The sequence below is a fragment of the Chamaesiphon sp. VAR_69_metabat_338 genome, assembly GCF_031423935.1.
In the GTDB taxonomy this organism is placed as follows: domain Bacteria; phylum Cyanobacteriota; class Cyanobacteriia; order Cyanobacteriales; family Chamaesiphonaceae; genus Chamaesiphon.
Genome location: NZ_JANPGM010000389.1, coordinates 1 through 20276 on the forward strand (window position 1 = coordinate 1; position 20276 = coordinate 20276).

At 46.9% G+C, this 20276-nt stretch carries 22 protein-coding genes; 14 read left to right on the plus strand and 8 right to left on the minus strand.

Features of this window, described 5'->3' with window-relative positions; genetic code table 11:
* Nucleotides 1-297 precede the first annotated feature (297 nt).
* The 4 genes from RMO84_RS10835 (at nt 298) to surE (ending at nt 3394) form a co-directional block, all read left to right on the plus strand.
* Nucleotides 298-669 carry a hypothetical protein gene (locus RMO84_RS10835; RefSeq protein WP_310488474.1) on the plus strand — a complete coding sequence of 124 codons (372 nt, stop codon included), beginning with the start codon at nt 298-300 and terminating at the stop codon, nt 667-669.
* A 205-nt stretch (nt 670-874) separates the two neighbouring features.
* Nucleotides 875-2266: an asparagine--tRNA ligase gene (gene asnS, locus RMO84_RS10840; protein ID WP_310488475.1), complete on the plus strand. Its 1392-nt coding sequence runs from the start codon at nt 875-877 to the stop codon at nt 2264-2266.
* 116 nt (nt 2267-2382) lie between these two features.
* The gene (locus RMO84_RS10845; protein WP_310488476.1) at nt 2383-2547 is read left to right on the plus strand and encodes a hypothetical protein; all 165 of its coding nucleotides are present in this window, start codon (nt 2383-2385) and stop codon (nt 2545-2547) included.
* Between the two features lie 34 nt (nt 2548-2581).
* Nucleotides 2582-3394, plus strand: coding sequence for a 5'/3'-nucleotidase SurE (gene surE / locus RMO84_RS10850; RefSeq protein ID WP_310488477.1), 813 nt, complete (start codon nt 2582-2584; stop codon nt 3392-3394).
* A 554-nt stretch (nt 3395-3948) separates the two neighbouring features.
* Here surE and metK read toward each other — a convergent pair.
* On the minus strand, nt 3949-5208 hold the full coding sequence (gene metK / locus RMO84_RS10855; RefSeq protein ID WP_310488478.1) for a methionine adenosyltransferase: 1260 nt from the start codon (nt 5206-5208) through the stop codon (nt 3949-3951).
* 163 nt (nt 5209-5371) lie between these two features.
* On the opposite strand from metK, the gene RMO84_RS10860 reads away from it, so the two are divergent.
* The 3 genes from RMO84_RS10860 to RMO84_RS10870 all read left to right on the plus strand — a co-directional run bounded on the left by RMO84_RS10860 (nt 5372) and on the right by RMO84_RS10870 (nt 7348).
* On the plus strand, nt 5372-6097 hold the full coding sequence (locus RMO84_RS10860) for a pyridoxine 5'-phosphate synthase (RefSeq protein WP_310488479.1): 726 nt from the start codon (nt 5372-5374) through the stop codon (nt 6095-6097).
* Nucleotides 6098-6240: 143 nt separating this feature from the next.
* Nucleotides 6241-6567 (plus strand): MgPME-cyclase complex family protein, encoded by a 327-nt coding sequence (locus RMO84_RS10865; RefSeq protein ID WP_310488480.1) that lies wholly within the window; start codon nt 6241-6243, stop codon nt 6565-6567.
* A gap of 25 nt (nt 6568-6592) precedes the next feature.
* On the plus strand, nt 6593-7348 hold the full coding sequence (locus RMO84_RS10870; protein WP_310488481.1) for a hypothetical protein: 756 nt from the start codon (nt 6593-6595) through the stop codon (nt 7346-7348).
* A gap of 127 nt (nt 7349-7475) precedes the next feature.
* Here RMO84_RS10870 and RMO84_RS10875 read toward each other — a convergent pair whose 3' ends face one another.
* Nucleotides 7476-8405 carry a bestrophin family ion channel gene (locus RMO84_RS10875; RefSeq protein ID WP_310488482.1) on the minus strand — a complete coding sequence of 310 codons (930 nt, stop codon included), beginning with the start codon at nt 8403-8405 and terminating at the stop codon, nt 7476-7478.
* Nucleotides 8406-8513: 108 nt separating this feature from the next.
* Complete coding sequence (locus RMO84_RS10880) at nt 8514-9776, minus strand: dicarboxylate/amino acid:cation symporter (RefSeq protein ID WP_310488483.1); 1263 nt, start codon at nt 9774-9776, stop codon at nt 8514-8516.
* Between the two features lie 163 nt (nt 9777-9939).
* Here RMO84_RS10880 and trpD point away from each other — a divergent pair, with 163 nt between their 5' ends.
* Nucleotides 9940-10989, plus strand: coding sequence for an anthranilate phosphoribosyltransferase (gene trpD, locus RMO84_RS10885; RefSeq protein WP_310488484.1), 1050 nt, complete (start codon nt 9940-9942; stop codon nt 10987-10989).
* 190 nt (nt 10990-11179) lie between these two features.
* Here the strand turns inward: trpD and RMO84_RS10890 are convergent, their stop codons facing one another.
* Together RMO84_RS10890 and RMO84_RS10895 are read right to left on the minus strand one after the other, a co-directional pair.
* Nucleotides 11180-12418, minus strand: coding sequence for a VWA domain-containing protein (locus tag RMO84_RS10890; protein ID WP_310488485.1), 1239 nt, complete (start codon nt 12416-12418; stop codon nt 11180-11182).
* Nucleotides 12419-12699: 281 nt separating this feature from the next.
* A complete protein-coding gene (locus RMO84_RS10895; protein ID WP_310488486.1) occupies nt 12700-13266 on the minus strand; it encodes a photosystem I assembly protein Ycf4 in 567 nt (188 codons plus the stop codon).
* Between the two features lie 15 nt (nt 13267-13281).
* Here RMO84_RS10895 and RMO84_RS10900 point away from each other — a divergent pair, with 15 nt between their 5' ends.
* On the plus strand, nt 13282-13446 hold the full coding sequence (locus RMO84_RS10900) for a hypothetical protein (RefSeq protein WP_310488487.1): 165 nt from the start codon (nt 13282-13284) through the stop codon (nt 13444-13446).
* 48 nt (nt 13447-13494) lie between these two features.
* On the opposite strand, the gene RMO84_RS10905 is transcribed toward RMO84_RS10900, so the two are convergent.
* The gene (locus RMO84_RS10905; RefSeq protein ID WP_310488495.1) at nt 13495-13923 is read right to left on the minus strand and encodes a nuclear transport factor 2 family protein; all 429 of its coding nucleotides are present in this window, start codon (nt 13921-13923) and stop codon (nt 13495-13497) included.
* A 136-nt stretch (nt 13924-14059) separates the two neighbouring features.
* Between RMO84_RS10905 and RMO84_RS10910 the strand changes: the two genes are divergently transcribed.
* From RMO84_RS10910 to RMO84_RS10920, 3 genes are all read left to right on the plus strand, one after another.
* Nucleotides 14060-14908 carry an alpha/beta fold hydrolase gene (locus RMO84_RS10910; RefSeq protein WP_310488488.1) on the plus strand — a complete coding sequence of 283 codons (849 nt, stop codon included), beginning with the start codon at nt 14060-14062 and terminating at the stop codon, nt 14906-14908.
* 492 nt (nt 14909-15400) lie between these two features.
* Nucleotides 15401-16390 (plus strand): LysR family transcriptional regulator, encoded by a 990-nt coding sequence (locus RMO84_RS10915; RefSeq protein WP_310488489.1) that lies wholly within the window; start codon nt 15401-15403, stop codon nt 16388-16390.
* 146 nt (nt 16391-16536) lie between these two features.
* Entirely contained in the window at nt 16537-16827 is a 291-nt protein-coding gene (locus RMO84_RS10920) for a DUF5654 family protein (RefSeq protein ID WP_310488490.1), read from the plus strand.
* Nucleotides 16828-16858: 31 nt separating this feature from the next.
* Here the strand turns inward: RMO84_RS10920 and RMO84_RS10925 are convergent, their stop codons facing one another.
* A complete protein-coding gene (locus RMO84_RS10925; protein ID WP_310488491.1) occupies nt 16859-17779 on the minus strand; it encodes a DMT family transporter in 921 nt (306 codons plus the stop codon).
* A 44-nt stretch (nt 17780-17823) separates the two neighbouring features.
* On the opposite strand from RMO84_RS10925, the gene RMO84_RS10930 reads away from it, so the two are divergent.
* On the plus strand, nt 17824-19014 hold the full coding sequence (locus RMO84_RS10930; RefSeq protein ID WP_310488492.1) for a class I SAM-dependent methyltransferase: 1191 nt from the start codon (nt 17824-17826) through the stop codon (nt 19012-19014).
* A complete protein-coding gene (locus RMO84_RS10935; protein ID WP_310488493.1) occupies nt 19014-19928 on the plus strand; it encodes an o-succinylbenzoate synthase in 915 nt (304 codons plus the stop codon). Before RMO84_RS10930 ends, RMO84_RS10935 begins: the two co-directional genes overlap by 1 nt.
* Here RMO84_RS10935 and RMO84_RS10940 read toward each other — a convergent pair.
* On the minus strand, nt 19925-20276 hold a 352-nt coding region (locus RMO84_RS10940), incomplete at its 5' end, for a chemotaxis protein CheB (RefSeq protein WP_310488494.1). The two genes, RMO84_RS10935 and RMO84_RS10940, sit on opposite strands and share 4 nt — an antisense overlap.

Below are 20276 nucleotides of genomic sequence, written 5' to 3' on the forward strand. Positions count from 1 at the left end.
CGCGTCAAGATTATCATGTCTGGCAAGTTTCTTGCTTACAAGAAATGGTAATCATCTGTAGCGTGTATCAAAAAATACTTAGCTCATCTTTAATTTCGATCTATTTTTACCTTTTTTATACTGGGGATCGCATGCTTCAATCTATCACCCAGTAGTGTATTGAGACGTATTGCCGATCCCTACTCAGTAGGTTTACGTAAAAACCCGAAAGCACATAATTATTTAAGTATTTCGCGCATGTTTCCGCTCGATTTACTGGGTATATTAGATTTGTGTAGCATTGGATTAACTAAAGCTGTGAAAAGCGTGTATGTTTTGTGGTCATTCGTGACTGGGGTTGGTTTGTTAGGTGTTCAGACGTTCGGGAATCCGTTTAGTGACCAGGTACAATATCGGGTTGAATATAGTGGCAAGACTGGGAGTACGCTGTGGGGTAGTTATTCTATGACCAAGCACGATCGATCGCGTACGAGTACCACACAGCAAGCGATCGGGAAATTGCCATTAGTAATTAATTTTACGACTGGAAAAAATATGACGATCGCGGCGAATGGTTCTACAGAGAACCGCGAGCCGATCTCAATTAAAATCTTCAAGCACGGTGCGGAATGTAGCAATTCAGAACGCACCGATCGTGCAGGAGTGACAGATACAGTCATTTGTAGGTAGAAGTTGCTGGGTTGGGAGTGAGGGCGAATTATGCCTAGATTCAGCAATGCCTGTACTTAACTACTCATACCAAACTGCTAGGAATTGAAAATTTGCACAGTGCTTGAGGCGTATTGACAGTTAATCTGTTGGTACGCCTCTCGATCTAATGTGGCAGACTAGTAGAGTGGGATTTACCTACATCGATCTACTAGCTCGACCGAAGATGATTACTAACTATATTGCGACAATGCTCCGCAGCGGCAATCCTGGAGATGCTGTGACTGTCAGAGGCTGGATTCGCAGCAAGCGGGAAGCCAAGGAATTTGCCTTCGTCGATATCAACGATGGTTCCTGCATGGCAAATATTCAGGTAGTCATTGACAAAGACGTCCCCAACTACGCCACCATCCTCAAACAAATTAATACGGGAGCCTCGATCGAGATCGTCGGCGAGTTGGTAGAGTCCCCTGCCAAAGGACAGCGAGTCGAAGTCAAAGCCAGTCAGGCCAAAATCTATGGCGAAGCCGATCCTGAGAAGTATCCGCTCCAGAAAAAACGCCACTCTTTTGAATTCTTGCGCGAAATCGGCCACTTGCGATCGCGTACCAATACCCTCAGCGCGGTGTTTAGAGTTCGTAACGCTTGCGCGGCTGCAATTCATCAGTTCTTCCAAGAGCGCGGCTTCCTGTGGGTGCATACGCCGATTATTAGTGCCAGCGACTGCGAAGGTGCGGGGGAAATGTTTAACGTTACCACCCTCAATCTTAAAAATGTCCCCCTGACTCCCGATAAGGAGATCGACTACAGCCAAGATTTCTTCGGTAAAGCCGCATATTTGACCGTCAGCGGCCAATTAGAAGCCGAAGTGATGGCAATGGCATTTAGCAATGTGTACACCTTCGGGCCGACTTTTCGCGCCGAAAACTCGAATACTTCCCGCCATTTAGCGGAATTCTGGATGATCGAGCCAGAAATGGCTTTTTGCGATCTGTTAGAAGATATGAATCTCGCTGAAGCATTTCTCCAATACATCTTCAAATATGTGATGGAGAACTGCCAAGCCGATATGGAATTTTTCAACGAACGGATCGATAAATCTGTCTTAGCCACCGCAGAGAATATCATCAACAATCAATTTGAAAGATTGACTTATACAGATGCGATCGCACTGCTCGAAAAATGCGACAAAAAATTTGAATATCCCGTCAGTTGGGGACTCGATCTCCAATCCGAACACGAACGCTATCTCGCCGAGGAAGTTTTTAAAAAGCCAGTCATCCTCACTGATTATCCCGTCGAAATCAAAGCGTTCTACATGCGGCTAAACGATGACAATAAAACCGTCGCGGCGATGGATATTCTCGCTCCCAAAATCGGCGAAATCATCGGTGGTTCCCAACGAGAAGAACGCCTCGACGTATTAGAACGACGATTGATCGCCCAGGGTTTAAATCCTGCCGATTATTGGTGGTATCTGGATCTCCGCCGTTATGGGACGGTGCCTCATGCTGGCTTTGGTTTAGGGTTTGAAAGGTTGGTACAATTCATGACCGGCATGACCAATATTCGCGATGTGATTCCCTTCCCCCGCGCGCCATTAACAGTGGAATTTTAAATAGTAGATTGGATAATTGGTAGTAGGTTGGGTAGAGCATCGCGAAACCCAACATTCACAGCTTGCTGGTGAAGAGTGTTGGGTATCACATTCGTTCGACCCAACCTACCGATCTTGTGAGGAATCGCGAAACCCAACAGGTACGGATTCATGGTGAAGAGTGTTGGGTTTCACATTCGTTCAACCCAACCTACCGATCTCTCAACCAAACCCACCCATCACCACCAGAATTATCAGATCGATCGCATCTAAATAACCAACAGAAGCCGCAGATGTGCTAAAAAGACACTAACCGCCACCTCGCACGAGATCCGCATGAAATTATTAATTAGCAACGATGATGGGATCTTCGCTTTGGGGATTAAGACACTCGCAGATACCCTGGCACTCGCCGGACATGAAGTGATTGTCGTCTGTCCCGATCGCGAGCGATCGGCCACCGGACACGGTTTGACCCTCCACGATCCGATTCGTGCCGAAGCAGTGACGGGGATTTTTCACCATAGTGTCAAAGCTTGGTCTTGTTCGGGAACGCCTGCCGATTGTGTCAAATTAGCCTTGGGAGCCTTGCTCGACAAGTTCCCCGATTTCGTCCTCTCTGGCATCAATCACGGTGCCAACCTGGGCACGGACGTATTGTACTCTGGCACTGTGTCGGCAGCAATGGAAGGGACGATCGAAGGGATTCCCAGTATTGCGTTTAGCCTAACTAGTTTTACTTGTCGCGAATTTCAACCTGCTGCCGATTTTGCCAAGGATTTAATCGCGCATCTAGAACATCAACCACTATCAGAATCGTCACTATTAAACGTAAATATTCCCCCCGTGCCAGCCGACCAAATTGCGGGGGTGAAAGTGACGCGACAAGGGATCAGACGTTATTTTGATACGTTCCAAAAGCGGGTCGATCCGCGCGGGAAGACTTACTATTGGTTGTCTGGTGAAGTGGTGCAAGATCTCGATCAACCAGAACATCTGCATTTGCCACCAGAGATCGAAACCGATGTCCAAGCAATTAAGCGCAACTTTATTACGATCGTGCCGCTTCAGTTTAATATGACTTCAACGACGGGCGTATTTAGTCTTAAAGATTGTGGTGTTGAGGATTTAAAGTCATTCAAATCTTAATCTGAATCATTTGTGCGATCGCAATAACAACCGTCTGAGTATTGTCGATCGAACCTATCGAGCATTGCCAACGATCGTAGCTGGAATCGTCTTTTAATACAGGGTTGATTAATCGATCGCGTAAAAATCTGTAGGGGCAGGTTTATGCAACTAATTTAAACCTGAAATTAACCTCCGTACAAACCTGCCCAACCCCACCAGAAACCTGTCGATCGATTCATTCCAAATCAAGAAAAAAACACGATTGATGCTGGTACGATATGCGATTCTCGCACCGAGAGGCTACGCCAAGGAAAGGTTGATAGTGGGGAGGGTAGGTTTGTACGATAGTTATTATTACAGTCGTAATTAATGGCATAAACCCACCCCTACAGATTTTTGCCGATTTCAGATATCTTCTTAACTGTCTTGATATAGATTAGTCCGTCACATACAAAAAAATTAGGTAGGGGCAATTCATGAAGCGACTGAAATCACGCGGAGGTTTCCTCCGCATGTGTTTCAGTCAAGACATTGCCCCTACCTAGCTTGTTTGAAACTAACTAAAAATACTTCTAACCAGCAGTGGTCGTCATAAACTTAGCAGCAGCGGCTTTAAGCGTAGCTGCTTTATCAGTTTGCTCCCAAGGGAGATCGAGATCGTCGCGGCCAAAATGGCCGTAGGCGGCGACATCTTGATAAAAACGACCATTGCGTTCTGCTGGTAAATTCCGCAAGTTAAACGTAGCTAGAATCCCCTCTGGACGCAGCTCGAAGTGCTCTTCGATCAGTTCAAAGATTTGGTCGTCGCTAATGATGCCCGTGCCAAAGGTTTCGACTAAAATACTCACTGGAGCAGCAACGCCGATCGCATAACTGAGTTGAACTTCACACTTAGCAGCCAAGCCAGCAGCGACAATATTCTTGGCGACATGACGGCAAGCGTAAGCCGCCGAGCGATCGACTTTGGTGGGATCTTTACCAGAGAAGGCACCGCCACCATGACGGGAATAACCGCCATAAGTATCGACAATGATTTTGCGTCCAGTCAAACCAGCATCCCCTTGAGGGCCACCAATCACAAACTTACCCGTCGGGTTGACGAGGAAGTGAGTTTTGTCATCGGGTTTGACTTCTAAATCGGCGAAGACAGGTAAAACGACAAATTTCCAGAGGTCAGCCTTGATTTTAGCCTGAACGCCAAGGTCGTCGCTAATTTCGCCGATCGCGGCATCGTGTTGAGTTGAGATGAGAATAGTATCGATCGCAAATGGCACGCCATTTTTGTATTCGACGGTGACTTGGGTTTTGCCGTCGGGACGTAAATAAGATAAGTCGCCAGTCTTGCGGACAGCGGCCAAGCGACGAGCCAATCGGTGCGCCAGACCGATCGGTAATGGCATTAGTTCGGATGTTTCGTTACAAGCATATCCGAACATGATCCCCTGGTCGCCAGCACCAGTTTGGTCGAAAATTTCGTTGCTATCGCCACGATTTTCTTTGGCGGTATTTACTCCCTGCGCGATATCTGGCGATTGCTGATCCAATGCAATCAGCACCGAGGCACTATTTGCCGAAAAGCCATTATCGGCGTTGGTATAACCAATTTCAGCAATTTTCTTGCGCGCGAGGTCGATATAATTAACAGTCGCTTTGGTAGTAATTTCACCAGTGATCAAGACTAGTCCAGTATTGACGACAACCTCGGCTGCGACCCGGCTATAGGGATCTTGAGCGAGTAAGGCGTCTAAAATCGTATCAGAGATCTGATCGCAGATTTTGTCAGGGTGACCTTCCGTCACGGATTCCGATGTAAAAAGATATCTACGAGACAAGGAACAGTCCTCCTTTAGATGCTGGCTAATGTTAGCCTATATATTGACACAATACCTTCAAATTAATCTAGAATTTTTTAATGATTCTGTAATTTGACGTAGTAAGTACGAGTACTAACTGGTATTTAATTTACAATAAAAGCGAACGCGGAGAATCAGAAAATTGTTGACGCTGGGAGTAAATATCGACCATGTGGCCACGATTCGGCAGGCCAGACGCACGATCGAACCCGATCCGATCGCGGCTGCGGTATTGGCTGAATTGGCTGGTGCGGATGGGATTACGGCACATTTGCGCGAAGATCGTCGGCACATGCAGGATCGGGATATTCGACTGTTACGCGAAACCGTGCGCACGCGATTAAATCTAGAGATGGCTGCAACCGAGGAAATGGTGCAGATCGCGCTGGAAGTTAAGCCAGACTATGTGACACTGGTACCGGAAAAGCGGGAAGAAGTCACCACGGAAGGGGGATTGGATATTGCCGGACAACTCGATCGCCTCAGCGGGGTAGTCGATCGATTACAATCGGCAGGAATTCCCGTCAGCCTATTTATCGACCCAGAACCCGCCCAAATTGACGCCTCAGCTCAGGTAAAAGCGCAGTTTATTGAATTGCACACGGGACGCTATGCCGAGGCGAAAACGCCGCTACAGGTGGAGCAAGAAATAGCACATTTAGCCAAAGGGTGCGAACTGGCGATCGCGGCTGGTTTGCGCGTCAATGCCGGACACGGACTGACTTATTGGAATGTGCGCCCGATTGCCTGTCTGCCAGGGATGGAAGAATTAAATATCGGTCATAGTATTATCAGTCGATCGGTACTCGTGGGCATCGATCGAGCGATCCGCGAAATGAAAGCAGCCATGTTTGGCGTTAATTGCTAGTCATATTTGATTTGCAAGAATATGTAGGGTGTGTTACCGCGTAGCGTAACGCACCAAAGAGTAAGTAAGTCTCATTAATCATTTAGGATTGCTATATAGCAAGAACCTAATACCTAAAGCTTAATACCTAATACCTAGTTAAGATGCAAACCTATTATTATTTAGTTGCGAGCAAAAGATTCTTACGTGAGGAAGAACCTTTAGACGAAGTATATGACGAGCGCGTTCGCAACTATCAAGAACAAAAGAAAGAAATCGACTTTTGGTTTATCGATCGACCTGCCTTTTTAGACGCACTAGAATTCGCAGATGTCAAAGCTAAAGTGCCCCAACCAGCTACAGCAGTTATCTCTACTAATAAGCAGTTTATTACCTGGCTGAAGCTACGCCTCGAATTTGTGACCACAGGTGAATTTCAAGCACCATCGGCAACTATTTCCGAGCCGCTTGCTACTCTAATAACAGCTTAAATTAGTCGATCGATTTTGCCAGCAGATGACTCTAGAGCGGGAATTAGCAAGTAAATGGCAGCAATTTTGGGATGTCCGATCGATCGTGCCGATCGATAACTTTCAGCGACAAGAAATCGATCGCCTCTTTAGTCTCTTAGTTGCTGCTTATACGCGACTCGATCGTTACTATCATAATCTAGAACACATTTATGATGTTCTGACCATAATCGATCGATTTAATGGTGAAGATTCAGTACATTCAGAGCGACTGCAAGATCCTAGTTCGGTAATTTTAGCTGCTTGGTTTCACGATTTTGTCTACGAACCACAGGCTGCGGATAACGAAATTCAAAGTGCTAAAGCTGCAAAAGAATTGCTCATAAATTTAAGACTACCGCTCGATCTCGATCGGATCGAGCGGTTAATTTTGGCAACCCAAGGACATCGGATCGAGCCTACCGATCCAGATCTTTGTATATTTTTAGATGCCGACTTAGCGATTCTCGGTGCCGATCCGATCCGATATGCAGAATATCGACAATCGATTCGGCGCGAATACGATTGGGTTGATGATGCTACTTATCGAACCGGACGCAGCCGAGTGCTAGCCAGTTTTTTGCAACGCGATCGGCTTTACTATACCGATCTCTTATTTGGGGAATTAGAAGCGAATGCACGGACGAATCTCCAGCAAGAAATCGCGATTCTAGAGGATAATAACTCAAACTTACTGGCGATCGATCTTAGAGGATGTTTGGAAAGTCCAATTGCTACGTTTCGAGTGGGTAAATCCCCCTAAATCCCCCTTAAAAAGGGGGACTTTGACCGAATCTTAGCCCCCTTTTTAAGGGGGTTTGGGGGATTCGGATCTAGAAACGAAGCAATTGGACTTTCCAAACATCCTCTTATTAACTAATCGCGATCGATTAATTTAACTGTTCGCCAATATTATTACCATAGATATTCAATCGTCGGTAATGCGGTTCCATGCAAATCAGGTCGTCGATATTCTGCTCGATCGTCTCGCAAATTTTATCGAGCGGCAGATCGTTAGGATCGGTACCAAACGGATTTTCGATTTCGACACCGATCGCTTCGATGCCAAATAAAGTGAAGCTGACAACGGCAACTGCTGGTGCCGTCCACCATTTCAATTCATCGACAACTTGAAAAGGTAATAGTAGACAAAATAGAACTAATAATTGTTTGAGATGGATCGCATAAGCTAATGGCATCGGCGTCCGCAGAATTCGCTCGCAGGTACCCAACATATCGACCAGATTATTTAATAAACCTTGTAACTCGTTCATTTGAAAGAGACTAATCTGAAGCTGTTCGTGCTTTGCTTGGAGATAGTCGCTAATCCAAAAGATCGTTTCTAATGGTGGATTGTTTGCTGTCTGGAGTTTTTCAAACTGGAGCGGAGAGACTAATTCGGCTAAACGCTCGCTGGCTGGCTGCGATCTCAGGTGTAATTTGGTCGCTACAGCAAAGGCCACTAATAGCTTGAGAGCTTGCTCTTTTTCATGACGATGTTGCGGCTCGGTTTCATCGATCGCCACGCAAATTAACCGGGCTAAATTCCGAACATTATTGACGATGCTCCCCCAAGCTTTACGACCTTCCCAAAATCTTTCATAGGCTGTATTCGTCCGAAATACTAATAATAAACCTAAGACAATACTCGGAATTACTCCACCCAAGGACTTGGCAGAAACTGGAATTTTATAAAAATATAAAATCGAGATAAATAAACCAAAAGCCCCACACCAGAGCACGCGCCCAAAAATTCTGGGAATTACCGAACCCGTCATTTTCAAACTACTTGAAAATTTCTCGATCTGCTTCAAACTCATATTGCTTTAATTGAGACTGCCACGATTCACGCATCTGTGCATTGTCTGTAGTTGCAATCCGACATATTGACAAGCATCTTGCCCATAATATCCGGTGGGCGACACTATTTATTGGATCGGCTCGACAATAATTTCCTCGACGGGAGACTTTTTGTGTTTGCCATCGACGAGCGCGCTGACTGTCATATCACCCATCACATTGATAGCTGTACGACAGCGATCGAGAAACCAGTCTACCGTAATCAGAATCGCGATATATTCCGTCGGCAACCCCACCGAGGTAAACACCAACGTCATCGTCACCAAACCCGCCTCTGGTATCCCCGCAGCCCCCACTGATGCGACGATCGAAGTGAGCATCACTATCACCTGTTGAACGAGGGTGAGATTTTGTCCCAATACCTGGGAAATAAATAGTGCCGACATTGCTTCGTAGAGTGCTGTCCCATCATTATTAAAATTACTCCCTACCAGCGCGCCAAGTGATGCTGAAGATTCCCGCAAACCGATCTTCCGCTGCAACACATCAAAAGTAATCGGCATCGTCACTGTCGAAGAAGCTGTCGAGAATGCTGTAATTAACGCATCCGAACCACCTTGGAGAAATCTCAGCGGCGACACCCACGAACCAAACTTCACTCGCGTCAGATAGTAGCCAGCCTGAAGTAAGAGTGCGACGATAACTGCTAAAACAAACGATCCGAGCGATTTAAATGGGGCAAATCCTTGCAGGGCAATTGTTTTGGCGACGACACCAAATACGGCGACCGGGACTAAGGCAATTACCCAGTGTAAAATTCTAATCACCGCATCAAATAATAACCCCGTTACCTGCTCGATCGCGAGATATTCATTTTGCCCTCGATTGATTTGTTCGGCTTTAATTGCTCTGAGCACGATCCCAAAAGCGAGTGCGACAAATATTAAGGAAATGACATTATTATCTACTAAGGGTTTGATGACTGAATCAGGAATGATATCGGAAAGTAATCCCCATGGATCGAGTTGTTTAACAGCTTCTTTCTTGCCTTGAGAAACTACCAAAGATTGGCCGGATGCACCAGGCCGTAGAACGTTAGCGACAACCAAGCCGATCGCGATCGCGACCAAGGTATTGGTAATTAATAAAAGCGATAACTTCCGACCAGAATTGCCAGGAATCTCAGCAATCAGAAATGTGTGTAAAATAGCAAGAAAAATTAGCGGTGTGGCTAGCGTCCTTAGTGCCTTAAGAATTAATGTCGAAGGTAAAGCTAAATGCTCGATGACATCCTTCTCTAAAATTGGATTTCCCGCGCCTAGAATCATGCCCACGATGACAGCAACAATCAACGCAGCAACAATCTGCAAATACAATGGAATTTTAGTCATTATTGAGTTACCAGTTTAGATTTAAATCTAGAAGCTGCCATTGCACTCCGATCTTGACATCAGATCGGATTTTTAGAAGGTACGACATCGATCGGGGATAATCGATATATTATTTTAAAAATCACCAAAGATCGAGTTTTTAGTACGGATCTTAAATTTGCCCATGAGCACCACTAGCATTTTCGCCGAACCCATCACCTGGTCGCTACTGCTTCAACAACTGCTCGATCGTCAATCCCTGAGCCAGCACCAAGCCACCACGCTCATGCAGGGCTGGTTGCGAGGTGAGATTCCTCCCGTCCTGTCTGGGGCAATTTTAGCTGCACTGGAAGCCAAACAAATTACCGCACCCGAACTGGCGGGGATGGCGCAGGTATTGCAAGCTGAGGCGATTTCTCATCCCTACCCAGTTATCGACACCTGTGGGACGGGCGGCGATGGCGCATCGACCTTCAATATTTCCACCGCAGCCGCATTTGTCGCCGCCGCAGCAGGGATGAAAGTCGCCAAACATGGTAGCAGGTCGGCATCCAGTCGTGTCGGCTCTGCGGACGTTTTAGAGGCTTTGGGCGTACATTTAACAGCTCCAGCAACGCGGGTGAAGGCAGCTTTGTCTGAAGTGGGAATTACCTTTTTATTTGCCGCAGGTTGGCATCCCGCACTCAAAGCTGTCGCCCCCTTGCGCCAAGAATTAAAGATTCGGACGGTATTTAATTCGATCGGCCCACTTGTCAATCCATTACGTCCGACGGGGCAAGTTATTGGCATCGGTTCGCCGCATTTACTAGAGACGATGGCGACCGCTGCCGGAATTTTGGGGACGCGCCAAGCGATCGTCTTGCACGGACGCGAACGTTTAGATGAAGCAGGTTTGGGCGATCTGACAGACTTGGCAATTCTAACCGACGGACGAGTCGAACTGACTAGTCTCGATCCGCAAGAGTTGGGGCTAACTCCCGCACCGATTACCGCTCTCAAAGGCGGCGATGTCGCCGAAAATGCCGCCATTCTCACGGCAATTTTACAAGGCAAAGGCACGGCAATCCAACGCGATATTGTCGCGCTCAATGCTGGATTGGCTCTCCAAGTCGGCGGCGTAGTGCCCATCGGCGCACATCAACAGGGCATCGCGATCGCCCAAACGGTATTAAGTAGCGGCAAAGCTTGGGATAAATTGACAGAATTAGTCGCGTTTTTGGAGCGTCAAGATTAAGACTCACAGCTTGCACCATGAGCTAAAAAATTGAGGTAGGGGCAATTCATGAAGCGTCTCTTTCCGGTCGGGTTCCCCGACCATGGAAAAGAGACAAGACAGCGGCTTGCGCTCGTCGGATTTCCCGACGGTTTAGCAAGACAAGACATTGCCCCTACCTCAATTTTGCAATCGGGACGGAATTTGCTTGTTATTGCAAGATTGTCTTGGAAACCATCCGCGTTTTTTTCTTCTCAGCTTCGGAGAGATCTTCGCCACCTTGTAGGATCGTCGCATTAGATTGCAACACTGTTGCCGCATTGGTGTCGCCCATTTGCAGAGCCGTTTTAGCGGCGGTTTGGAGCAGTGTCGCCGCACCCGCGCGATCGCCTTGTTGGAGTTTTTGCTCTGCGAGTTGAGTTTGCCGATATTTAGCTAGAGCGAGAGTCTGTTGTTGGACGTTGCTATCGATGACTGGCTGATGATTGCCAGTAACAGTAACTTTTACATCTACAGGCGGCGTCAGCAGATTAGTCTTGCCTTGAGCGGGATCGTCATAGCGAATCTGGAGCGTCGCGATCGTTTGTTCGCCTTCGGGTAGTTGCCCGATATAAGTATTGACTAAAATTACCCGCGACAGATCTTTCATCAAGTCACCCAGGCGGACGATTTGCAGCTTGCCATCATCTTCGACGGCAAGTTCGATCGTGTCTGGAGCCACTTGTGCGACGGGCTTGAGTTCGGCGAGGCGGACTTTGGGCTTGAGTTCTAGTTGTAGATAAGCATTTGTCAAACCGACTGATTGCATCCGGTTGAAAAGCCGTCCGAATTCACTCACGGCTTGAGCGGCTTCCTCGATATAGGCAAGCGTTCCAGCAGCAGTATCGGCTATTTGTTCGAGGATATTTTGATTCCAGTTCTCCCCGAATCCTAGCGTGTTGAGCGTAATATTACTCTCAGTTGCAAAGCCAGCTAGTTTGATGCATCGCTCGTCATCGCCATGTTCGTTTTCCCCATCGGTGAGGATAAAAGCGTGAGAAACCCGATCTTGACGCCCTTCAATGAGTTGCGTAATCCCGAGCTTAATCCCCGCATCGATCGCCGTACCACCCGCAGCTTGTAATTTATCGATCTTGGCAAAAATCTCGCTCGGATCGGTGACTTGCTGGCAGGGAACGATGACTTCCGCCTGATGATCGAATGCCACTACTGACAACCGATCTTCGGGTTTTAAACTGCTAATTAATTCCCGCGCCGCTTGTTTGACAGTACTCAGTGGCGTCCCTTTCATCGAGCCACTATGGTCTAAAATCAGACACAAGTTTAGCGGTAATTGCCGATCTTCCGGCTCGGCGACAGCGGATACCTCGATCGAGAGCTGCCGCTGATTGTTACCTTGACCGATCTCTATTTGCGGATCGCTGATTGCTGTTTCGATTGCAACTTGCATCGGGTTTAACTCCTCAATAGTGGATAGCGATTCGCGCTCCTCGGGTTCCCCGAGGGTTTAGCGACCCAAATCACGCGGAGGTTCCCTCCGCATGTGTTTGGGTCAAGACAGCGAATCAAGACAGTGAATAGTGGGTAGTGAATCAAGATAGTGAATGGTGGATCTAACAACAGATTTAACGGTTGAATTTCCAGGGGTTTCGGTGCTATTTTCGTTCGATTTCATCCACGCCTGAATTTTATTAAACCCTATTCACTATTCACTATCCACTCTCCACTAACTTATAGTCCCTCCAAAGGTACCCCTAGAAACCGAGCTAAATCTGCACCTTGAGTTTCTAATTCCGTCAATGAAATCGGCTCACCCACACGCGTCAGGGGGATTTCGCGGCGACCTTTGATCCGCACATAAAGCGTCCGACGGGGGCTAAGTCCATCTTTGATATCGACTCTGACGGCTTGAGCGTCAGCAAGTTGACTTTTGAGTTCGATCCGCCGATTTTTGCCGGGGAAACCATTCCGAAAAATGGTAATTTCGCCAGCTGCGCGATCGAATTTATTATACCCACCGCCAATATCGAGCAGGATTGCTACCCATAGATAAGTAGCGAGCAAGGTACCAGCCACACCATAGAAAGTCAATGCGATCCCCTGGGGAATAAAGGCTAATGCCAACGGATTGCTGACTGGGAGCAAATTGACTTTGAAATAGCTAGAAAGTCCCGCGAGTAAGAAGCCGATGCCGCCAATAGAAACAACAACCGCCCAAAAGTAGTTACTAAAACGGCGCGAACCCAGTACTGGTTGGGACAAAACCATCCGCTCTACGGTAACTGATGAATTAGACATTTTGAATAATTAGTTTTGATATATTTAGTCGATCGCGCTGCCCGTGCAAGGCACCACCGCGAGTATCTCTACCTACTATTACGCATCTCTTGGCAACTCGATCGAATTCGACTGCAATTTTTACGCTTCTTCACTTACAACATGTTCGATCGGCTGGTGGGGCAGGTGGATTTGTCGTGAATCTCTAGTGCAAATGACATTAACTAGCATAAACCCACCCCTACAGATTTAGGTAGGGCGTTCCCAGCGAAGCTGACGATCGGTTTCTTCGATCGGTAGATCGTTGATACTGGCAAATCGGCGCAGCATCAACCCATTGGGGGCAAATTCCCAGTTCTCGTTTCCATAAGCCCGATACCATTCGCCAGCATTATTGTGGTATTCATACTCAAACCGTACGGCGATCTTGTTGTCCATAAAGCACCAGAGTTCTTTCTTGAGGCGGTAATCCAGTTCTTTTTGCCACTTGCGAGCCAGAAACTCCGCGATCGCGGCACGTCCACTCAAAAACTCCGATCGATTGCGCCACTCGGAATCCTCGGTATAGGCTAATGCCACCCGTTCGGGATCGCGAGTATTCCAAGCATCTTCAGCCGCTTGGACTTTAGCGGTAGCGGTTTCTAAGGTAAATGGTGGGAGCGGCGGTTTGGTTTGCATTGATTTAACTTTGAGGAAATAGTTACTTTTATCTTGAGGCATCTGATGAGAGCAAATCGATTCTCTTCTAAAAGAGACGTGCTGCGATCGCAGTCCCGATCTAGACTGAGAATGGCTTGTTTTTAAAATCTGACTCGTGGCTAAAATTACTAAAAATTCGATTAAAGTTGGTTCCCTAGAGTGGTTTTATGGCGAACTCGCCCCCACTGGTTGGGAAAATCCCCAGACGGCGATCCTGTTGCATGGATTACCCGCGCAAAGCTTGACTTGGACGGGATTGATGCCACCTTTAGCCGAAAATGGGATTCGATCGATCGCGCCCGATTGGATCGGGTTTGGTAATTCGAGTAAGCCAGAAAAACGAGATTTTGCCTACACGCCTGATGCCTTTCTTACTGCTTTTACCGAGCTGGTCGATACTTTAAGTCTCGATCGAGTTTCCCTAGTCGTCCAGGGCTTTTTAGGTACCGTCGGCATCCAATATGCCCTCCGCAATCCCGATCGAGTAGCCAAATTAGTCATTCTCAATGCACCTTTAATGACTGGGGTAAAATTACCGTGGCAGTTACAGCAATTGGGTTTACCAGTAGCGGGTGAAATGCTCACTCAAGATCCGCTCTCAGTCGAGCGTACCCTCGAAGCTGGTTCCAAAATGGTTATTGAAGACCAGTATCTCGAAGCATACCGCAAACCCTACCTCAAAAGTTCCGCACCCGGTCGCTCTTTGCTAGCGACTATCCGCAATCTTAGACTAGCCGAAGCTTTGACAGAAATTTCGACTGGACTTCCCAATCTCGATCTCCCCATTCAGATCGTTTGGGGAGCCGCAGATCCGTGGCTGGATCTGGCGCAGGCAGAAGCTTGTGTGAAATCTTTAAAACAAGGGGAATTAATTACTTTACCCACCGCTGCGCATTATCCCCAAGAACATTGGTACGCCGAGATTAAAGCACCATTGATTCAATTTTTACGCCGTCAGGGTTAGGGGATTAGGCTTTAGGCTTTAGGTTTTAGGCTTTAGAGGACGTCTGAAAAGTCTAATTGCTTCGTTTACGGTGGGTAGATCCCCCCTAGCCCCCCTTAAAAAGGGGGGAACCGAATTCAAAGTCCCCCGCTTGGTGCGCTGCACTGTCGGGGAACCCGAACAGTACGCGCATCCGCTTTTTAAGGGGGATTTAGCGGCTCGCAGCCGGGAGGTTTCCTCCCGGATTATGCGAGACAAGACAGGGGAATCTTCTAGGGCTTGAACTCAGCAAAATTGAGTTTTCAGATATCCTCTTAGGCTTTAGGCTTTGGGTGGAGGGTAGGAGATTGTGAATTTGTCCCCCAGTCCCCTAGTCCCCTCGTCTCCCCCGCTCCCCGCTCCCACCTTTCTCATATCAATTATTAATAGCCTGAGAACTAACGATCGGCAGTATATGGTAAGGTCAATGTGAGTCGATAGTCCATCGCTACTAATTCTTACCAGCTCATTGCTATGTCTGACCTGCCTTTCACCCTGGATCAGTTACGGATTCTCAAGGCAATTGCTGCGGAGGGAAGTTTCAAGCGTGCTGCGGATAGCTTGTATGTGTCTCAACCTGCGGTCAGTTTACAGGTGCAGAATCTCGAACGTCAATTAGATGTGCCGTTATTCGATCGCGGTGGGCGACGCGCGCAACTGACAGAAGCCGGACATCTGCTGCTCAGTTATGGCGAAAAGATTATCACCCTGTGTCAAGAAACCTGTCGGGCGATCGAAGATCTGCAAAATCTTCAAGGTGGGACGCTGATTGTGGGCGCGTCACAGACGACGGGGACGTATTTATTGCCTCGGATGATTGGCGTGTTTCGGCAAAAGTATCCCGATGTCTCGGTGCAGTTGCACGTGCATTCGACGCGGCGGACGGCGTGGAGTGTCGCTAACGGACAAGTAGATTTGGCGATTATCGGTGGGGAAATTCCGGCAGAATTACAAGAATCACTCGATATTTTGCCCTATGCTGAAGATGAATTTGCGCTGATTTTACCGACTAGTCATACCTTTGCAGGGATGAAGAGCATTCCCAAAGAAGATCTGTATAAACTGCACTTTATTTCGCTCGATTCGCAATCGACAATTCGGAAAGTGATCGATCGAGTGTTGACTCGCTGCGGAATCGATCCCAATCGGCTGAAAATTGAGATGGAACTCAACTCGATCGAAGCGATTAAAAATGCCGTCCAAGCCGGTTTGGGCGCGGCTTTTGTCTCTTCATCGGCGATCGAACGTGAGGTCGAAAATGGCACGTTAAGCCGCGTCTACATCGACGGCGTAGCGATCGATCGGATGCTATCGGTGATTGTCAATCCTAATCGCTACCGTTCTAAAGCTGCTGAAGCTTTCGCTCAAGAAATATTGCCCAATTTCACTACTTATGCTTGGGATGCAGGGAAGCTATTTTCTAAGCGCGTTAAAGCTGAAATTGATATTGAGGAAGATAGTTAAGTTAATTGATAGTTAATAATCGATAATTAATAATCGATCGTTGTCGATCGGTGGTTATCCCCTTTTTGATATATCGATCGAGATGTTTGATAAGATAATTGACGTCAAGCTCGACTAAAACCGCCAGAATATATCATCTAAGTACTATGACTAGACGCACTGAATTACACAACAAGTCGCTAGCTACACTCCGCTCGCTGGTGCAGACGATGATTACCTTAGCAACCGCATCCTTGGGGTTTGTATCTGCCTTAGCCTGGAATGATGCCATCAAAGCTACCTTTAAGAAGTTCCTCCCAGAGGGAGAGTCGCTCTCAGCACTCTATATCTATGCTGCCGCCGCCACTATTTTAGCAATTTGTGTTGTCGGTACTTTAAGCTGGCTAGCTGCCAAAATCGGTGGTGATGCTTTGATTAAAAGAGAAGTTGATGGTTAAGCACAGTCGAGCGGGAGCGATCGATCTGGCTCTACCGTTTGCCGAGTGAAATCGACATCGAGCCAGCGACGACGAGAACTGCACCGACTAAACCCATGACAGTCAGTCGTTCTGGGGTAACTAATCCAGGTGCGAACCAAGCCATCGCGCTCATCGATACAATCGTGAAAATTGGTGCTAGAGCCAAAATCGCGCTGACTCTGGAAGCTTCCCAATGTTGGAGCGATTCGGCAAATGCACCATAGGCAACTACCGTATTCAAACCGCAAAAAATCAGCGCGCTCCACTCGATCGCATTAAGCTGAAGTAAAGTTTGGGGTTTTGCTACAGTCCAAAACAACAATCCACAGGCTCCATAAATTACCCACATAATATGGGTAGAATCCAATCTGGTTAAGAGCTGCTTTTGAATCAATGCATAGATCGCCCAAGTAATTCCCGCAACGATCAACATGAGGCTGCCGTTAATATATCGATCGCTATCGGTGGCTAAGACTTTTAATTGTTCGGAAAAGAAGCCGATAAATCCCGTGATGAGAATCCCAACACCGATCCATTGATAGCGGGTATAACGTTCTTTAAAAATTAGCAAACCGCCCAGGCTCAAGAATACACCTGCTAGTTGAATCAAGACTTCGGCATGGGAAGGCGATGTTGCTTTTAAACCCATCACAAAGAAGATATAGTTACCCATCAAACCGAGAATAGCGATCGCAAATAAATAGGTCGGCACGGCTCTTAATTGCGAAAGCTTTGGTAAATTTCCTTGTTTTGCCAAATAAAAACTCAGTAACACAAATGCAGTCACAAACCGAAACCAATTAATTGTATAAACATCTAATTTTTTTAAGACAATTGCCAAGGTAACTGGCACTAGCCCCCACAAAATTACCGTAATTAGCGACAAACCTAATCCCAACCGCCAGTTACCCGTCGTCCGATGCAGTTCCATTAATTTAGGTATGATGAATAAGTGAGCGCGGTTATTAGTTAAGTATGGACAATAATAATTTAGAGTTAGTTGCCACGATCGTCGATCGCATTAAGAACGCTCCTGAGCAACAGATTACTTTTGCTGAATATATGGAATTGGTATTGTACCATCCACAGCATGGTTATTATGCTAGCAATGCCGATTCTCCAGGGGAGACGCTGCGCGAACGGATTGGCGAACGCGGTGATTTTTTGACGTCGCCGCATTTGGCAGATGATTTTGGAGAAATGCTCGCTATTCAGTTAGAGCAAATTTGGCAGATCTTAGGAGCACCAGCACTATTCAGCATCGTAGAAATGGGTGCGGGACAGGGACTATTGGCAGCTCAAGTATTAGCATACTCCCAAAAAGAATATCCCGACTTCTTTCGATCGATAGATTACATCATCATCGAAACCGCACCAGCGATGATTGCAGCGCAACAAGGGAGATTGTTAGATCTACCCGTACGTTGGTGTAATTGGGACGATCTTCCAGATCGATCGATCGTCGGTTGCTTTTTATCGAACGAACTGATCGATGCTTTGCCAGTACATCAAGTCATAGTCACAAATAATAAGTTGCAAGAGATTTATGTAACTGTTGGCGATCGAGATCGAGTATTCAATGAGTCTATCGATGAATTATCCACAGATAAATTAACCGAATATTGGCAGCTCAACCGGATTAACTTATTAAGCGATCGATATTCAGACAATTATCGCACCGAAGTAAATTTATCGGCATTATCGTGGTTAGAACGGGTTAGCAATAAGTTGCAACGGGGCTATATTATCTCGATCGATTATGGTTATAGTGCCGATCGCTATTACAATCCGATGCGCGATCGCGGAACGTTGCAATGCTACTACCAGCACGCTCATCATAACGATCCTTATATTAATATCGGCAATCAAGATCTGACTGCTCACGTCGATTTTACTGCCCTCCAGAATCAGGGGGAGTTATTAGGATTGCAAACGGTTGGCTTTACCCAACAAGGTATGTTCTTAATGGCGTTGGGTTTAGGGGAAAGAATTGCCGCGATTTCGAGTAGTAGTGGCGACATTCAATCCTTACTTCGACGGCGGCAAAATTTGCATCAATTAATCGACCCGATCGGGTTGGGTAAGTTTGGTATATTAATTCAGAGTCAAGGACTGACATCAGCAGAACGAGAAATAGTATTAATTGGGTTGTCGATGTCTTTGTGATGAATAGCTATCAATTCACCTATTCAATTTACCAACGACCGTTTCGACAACCACTCATAACTAGTCATGGAGTGTGGAAAATTCGTGAGGGAATCATCCTCAAGTTTACAGATAGTTTCGGGAGATCTCATCAAGGCGAAATTGCACCGATCGAGTGGTTTGGTTCGGAATCGATCGAGCGAGCCAGATCGTTTTGCGGACAAATTGGCGATCGCATTACTACTTCCCAAATTCAGCAGATTCCTGACGATTTACCTGCCTGTCAATTTGGGTTTGGCAGTGCTTGGACAGCTTTTGATTCAATACCATCGAAGGTTGAATCAGAGTTCGAGATGAGTGCGCTCTTGCCTGCTGGGGAAGCCGCAATCGACCGATTGCAAGCACTCTCTACTCAAGGTTACACTACCTTCAAATGGAAGATTGGCGTGCTGCCGATCGATCGGGAGATGGCAATCTGGAGCCAATTAATGACTGCGTTACCTAATAATGCCAAACTTCGACTCGATGCGAATGGTGGTTTGACGGAGGGTGCAGCCGGACAGTGGTTGGAGCTGTGTAGTCACCAAGCCCGCATTGAATTTATCGAGCAACCGCTAGCACCAGACGCAATAGCTAAGACGATCGAGTTAGCTGCTAAATATAGTACGCCGATTGCGCTGGATGAATCGGTGGCGACATTCGATCGACTCCAGCACGTTTACGATCGCGGCTGGCGCGGAATTTATGTTATCAAGCCTGGGATTGCTGGATTTCCGTGGCGATTGGCAGCATTTATTACCAAACATCAGCTTGATGTGGTGTTTTCATCGGTGATGGAAACTGAGGTAGGCATCGCCGCAGCTTGCCGATTAGCATCGAGCTTAAACCTCAAGCGCAGCTTAGGTTTTGGTGTGGATGAGTGGTTTGAGGATTAATTTTCGCCAACCGGAACCGCAATCTTAGTCAGTAAAAAGGGGGCGATCTCCTCTAAATTTAAGACCTGACTGACCGAGCCAGTCGCGATCGCCAGTTTGGCCATCCCAAATACTAAACAACTCTGTTCTGATTGAGCGATCGTCAATCCCCCAGCAGCAGCAATAGCTTCAGTGCCAGCAATACCATCATTACCCATGCCAGTTAACAAAATACTCGCACTAGTAGTACCATAAATGCGGGCTACCGATCGAAACAGGGCATCGATCGACGGACAGGTACCTGTAGAGCTAGTAAAATTACTATAGATAAATTTACCTTGAGCGTCGAATTCTAGGTGCGCTCGTTCT